Below are 4,306 nucleotides of genomic sequence, written 5' to 3'. Positions count from 1 at the left end.
GTGTTATATTTTGGTGTGCTTGCTTGTTTCACAGGTTTTCATCGGGATAAAGCGGATAGCGGAAACATACCTATATAGTAGCACCAAAACTGCTTTGCTAAAAAAACAAAAGCACTCCTAATATATATAGTGTAGAAATAAATCCAGCGTGGACTGAATAGACTTCCGAAGTTATCCTTACACCCCTACTCTTTTAAACTTTGGAAGTTATTTACTGAAATCATACTATATAGTATAGGAATAAAAAAAACTTTCAGATACATTGGGTATACTATATATATGTTAAAAATTGTTAACTGTTATATTGTACTGAATTGCTTTGCATAGCTTAGTGGCCAATTGTTTTTATTGATGTTATCGTATTATTAATTATCTTTGCAGAATGTTTAAAGTTAAACACTTAATTATTTTAGTATTTGTTGCCGCTCTGGGTATTGCGGGTTGTAAAAGTCGTTTCGAGAAATTGAGAGCGAGTAATGACGTTGCAAAAAAATATCAAGAGGCTCTTCGTTTGTACAATAAACGTGATTACAGTAAAGCATTGGTGCTTTTTGAGGATCTTTCTCAAAAATATCGTGGCCGTGCAGAGGCTGAAGATCTGAACTATTATTATGCCTATACTTTATATAGATTAAGTGATTACACAACTGCCAGATACCAGTTTAAAAGTTTTGCAGATACCTACCCAGCAAGTAAAAATGCCGAAGAAGCGAGATACATGGGTGCTTATTGTTTCTATTTAGAATCTCCAAATTTCTCTTTAGATCAGGAAAATACCTATAAGGCTATAGATGCACTTCAATTATTCATCAACTTATACCCTACCAGCGATCGTGCTGCAGCCGCTGGCAAATATATTGCTACATTAAGGGGCAAGTTAGAAGATAAAGCTTTCGAAAATGCCAAAATGTACTTAACTACCGGACCAAGCAATGTAGACAACTACAGGGCAGCGGTTATTGCTTTAAAAAATGCGCAAAGAGATTATCCAGATATTAAATATGCTGAGGAAATGGATTTCTTGATGATTAAAGCGCAGTATTTATACGCAAAAAACAGTTATATCATCCGCCAGGAAGACCGTTATAATGAAGCACTTGCTTTATATRCTGAGTTTACTGAAAACCATCCTGACAGTAAATACACTAAAGATGCAAAGGTACTTAAGGATGATGTTGAGGCTGGTATTGTGGCTACAAAACAAGAATTGGCATTATATGCCGCTGATCAGGAAAAATACAAGCAGATGTTGATCAGAACTGGTAAATTAAAGGATACCGTTTCTACAAAACCAACTAATGCTGATAACACGAATATTAAAAACAAGTAATACATGAATACTAACAAACCTGCTGTACCAAATACTACAGTAACCAGAAACGTACACGATTTAGATAAAACTACAGATAACTTATACGAATCTTTAGTGGTAATTGCTAAAAGAGCAAATCAGATTTCGAACAACGTTAAAGAAGAGTTACATGGTAAATTGGCAGAATTTGCTTCAAGCAACGATAATTTAGAAGAAATTTTCGAAAATCGCGAGCAGATTGAAATCAGCAAACATTACGAGCGCATGCCGAAACCTGTTTTGGTTGCTATAGATGAATTTTTGAACGAGAAAATTTATCACAGAAATCCTGCTAAAGAACAAAAGTAATTAGCAGAGGGCAAAGAGCATGGCGCAGTTTTATAAGCATATCAATGCTCTATGCCCCGTGCTCAACACGCTATGCTGAAACATAAAAATATAATCCTTGGCGTTTGCGGTAGCATCGCAGCATATAAGTCGGCTTTTTTAGTTCGGCTGCTTGTAAAAGCTGGTGCAAACGTAAAGGTTATTCTTACCCCTGATGGTGCTAATTTCATTACACCACTTACCCTTGCTACGCTTTCTAAGAACCCTGTTTACACCCAATACTTCGAAGAAGAAACTGGCGTATGGAGCAACCATGTTGAGTTAGGCTTATGGGCCGATTTAATGATCATCGCTCCAATAACTGCCAACACGTTGGCCAAGCTGGCAACAGGTATCTGTGATAATTTATTAACGGCTGTTTATCTTTCGGCCAAATGCCCGGTTTATGTTGCCCCCGCAATGGATCTGGACATGTGGAAGCATGAAACTACACAAGCTAATATCGAAAAGATTGCCAGTTTTGGCAATACGGTTATTGCACCTGCCAATGGCGAACTTGCTAGCGGACTTTGGGGCGAAGGCCGAATGGCAGAACCTGAAGAAATTGTTTCCTTTCTAAACGATGCCATTAAAAGATCGATGCCTTTATTTGGCAAAAAGGTAATGGTTACTGCTGGTCCTACGTACGAGGCGATTGATCCGGTGCGTTTTATTGGCAATCACTCATCAGGCAAAATGGGTTTTGCCCTTGCTGATGAACTGGCCAGCCTTGGAGCTGATGTTACATTAGTTGCCGGACCAACTGCACAAAAATCTACTCAAATTTTAAAAAGAATCGATGTAGTAAGTGCCCAGGAAATGTTCGATGCCTGTTCATTGGTATTCCCTGAAACGGATATCACCGTAATGTGCGCCGCTGTGGCAGATTATCGTCCTAAACTGGTTGCCGCTCAAAAAATTAAAAAACAGGATAGTGGCCTGGTTTTGGAACTGGAAAAAACAACTGATATACTCGCTTCTTTAGGTACAACGAAAAAAGCGCACCAGATTTTGGTTGGTTTTGCTTTGGAAACCAATGATGAAGAGAATTACGCCAAAGGCAAACTAGAGAAGAAAAACCTAGATCTGGTGGTTTTAAATTCTTTAAATGATAAGGGCGCAGGTTTTAAATCAGATACCAATAAAATTACTATTTTTAACAAAGCTTTAGAACGGACTGTATTTGAAATGAAATCGAAAACAGATGTTGCTAAAGATATTTGTGCGGCCATTTTAAAAATTGCAAAATGATAAAAAAAATTGTTTGGATATTGTTATTGGTTGGTTTCGGGAAACTGCATGCGCAGGAGTTAAATGCGAGGATAACACTGCTGGCTCCCCAGGTTTCGAACATCAGTAAGCCAACTTTAGATGCTTTGCAAAAAACAATCCGCGATTTTTTAAATAATAACAAGTTCAGCAACGAAAGTTATAAGCCTCAGGAACGGATTGAGTGTAGTTTCGTCATCACCATCAATTCGTGGGATGGTGGTTCCGGGTATACTGCGGAAGCACAGATCCAAAGCAGCCGCCCGGTTTTTAACAGCTCTTACAATAGCACTTTGTTAAATATGAGCGATAAGAATTTCGATTTTAATTTCAATGATGGCGCTACAATCGACTTTTCTGATCAGAATTATATTTCCAATATCAGTGCCCTCCTCACCTACTACGCTTATACCATCATCGGAATGGATAAAGATAGTTTCAGCAAAATGGGCGGAACTCCGTTTTATAAAAAAGCACAGAACATCATTAATCTGGCGCAAGCTTCGGGCAATACCGGCTGGCGTGCAGCTGATGGTTTACGCAATCGTTTTTGGTTTAATGAAAACGTTTTGAATCCTATTTTTAGCGAACTGCGCAATTTTATCTATAGCTACCATTTAAGCGGCCTCGATCAGCTAACCGATAATGACAAGGGTTTAACACAGATTGTTGCCGCCCTGCCTGCCCTTCAACAAATGGATAAGCAAAAACTGGGTTCCATTTTCCCAAATGTTTATTTCGCATCAAAAGCCGAAGAAGTAACCAATGTACTTTCTAAACTAAACGGCCAGGAACGCATGAAAGCTTACAATATGTTGGCCGAAATCGATCCGGCGAATATTGGTAAGTACGAAGGGCTGAAGAAAAATTAATTTTTTTGGTCAACTGGTTAATTGTTTAAATCGGTTAATCGTAAAATAACTTTCAGTTAACCAGTTCTCAGCGTTAACACTTAAGTAGTTTTTCTATTTGTGATGGTTGTTTTTGGGAAAGCAGTCTTAACATTCAATTAAAGCCAGTCCTGCTTTCGTTCATACGCCTGCGGGCCTTATACACAGGCCGGTATCCACATCAATCAGGTTTAATAACATAAGTCAGTTTTTCATAGCTTGGGCTTTTCCTTTCAAAAGCGAATAGGCATGCAACGTTCTACCTTCCCATGCGTCTTATATTACAGTTAACCGGTCAACCAGTTTCCATAATTAACCAATAAAGTTAAAAATTTGTTAAAATATTTTGATCTTACGAATATCTTCGTACATTTGAATACGAAATAATTCGTACAACTTGTAACATATGACTAATCTTCGTACATTTGAATACGAAATAATTCGTACAACTTGTAACATATGACTAATC

4 protein-coding genes are annotated in these 4,306 nt (G+C 37.9%); all 4 read left to right on the top strand.

What is annotated here, in order from left to right:
* The first annotated feature begins 382 nt into the window (after positions 1 to 382).
* The 4 genes from AC1DPQ_RS19495 (at position 383) to porD (ending at position 3,819) form a co-directional block, all read left to right on the top strand.
* Complete coding sequence (locus AC1DPQ_RS19495; RefSeq protein ID WP_477610592.1) at positions 383 to 1,330, top strand: outer membrane protein assembly factor BamD; 948 nt, start codon at positions 383 to 385, stop codon at positions 1,328 to 1,330.
* Positions 1,331 to 1,333: 3 nt separating this feature from the next.
* Complete coding sequence (locus tag AC1DPQ_RS19490; RefSeq protein WP_025145617.1) at positions 1,334 to 1,660, top strand: DNA-directed RNA polymerase subunit omega; 327 nt, start codon at positions 1,334 to 1,336, stop codon at positions 1,658 to 1,660.
* A 72-nt stretch (positions 1,661 to 1,732) separates the two neighbouring features.
* Positions 1,733 to 2,929, top strand: coding sequence for a bifunctional phosphopantothenoylcysteine decarboxylase/phosphopantothenate--cysteine ligase CoaBC (coaBC, locus tag AC1DPQ_RS19485; protein ID WP_477610593.1), 1,197 nt, complete (start codon positions 1,733 to 1,735; stop codon positions 2,927 to 2,929).
* Positions 2,926 to 3,819 carry a type IX secretion system protein PorD gene (porD, locus tag AC1DPQ_RS19480; RefSeq protein ID WP_057934614.1) on the top strand — a complete coding sequence of 298 codons (894 nt, stop codon included), beginning with the start codon at positions 2,926 to 2,928 and terminating at the stop codon, positions 3,817 to 3,819. Before coaBC ends, porD begins: the two co-directional genes overlap by 4 nt.
* The last annotated feature ends 487 nt before the right edge of the window (positions 3,820 to 4,306 follow it).

The organism is Pedobacter sp. 01T416_2 (assembly GCF_056398925.1).
This window is presented reverse-complemented; position numbering and strand designations above follow the sequence as displayed.

Coding starts and splice junctions, on each gene's coding strand:
- porD (WP_057934614.1), top strand. CDS start 2,926: ATGATAAAAAAAATTGTTTGGATATTGTTATTGGTTGGTTTCGGGAAA.
- AC1DPQ_RS19490 (WP_025145617.1), top strand. CDS start 1,334: ATGAATACTAACAAACCTGCTGTACCAAATACTACAGTAACCAGAAAC.
- coaBC (WP_477610593.1), top strand. CDS start 1,733: ATGCTGAAACATAAAAATATAATCCTTGGCGTTTGCGGTAGCATCGCA.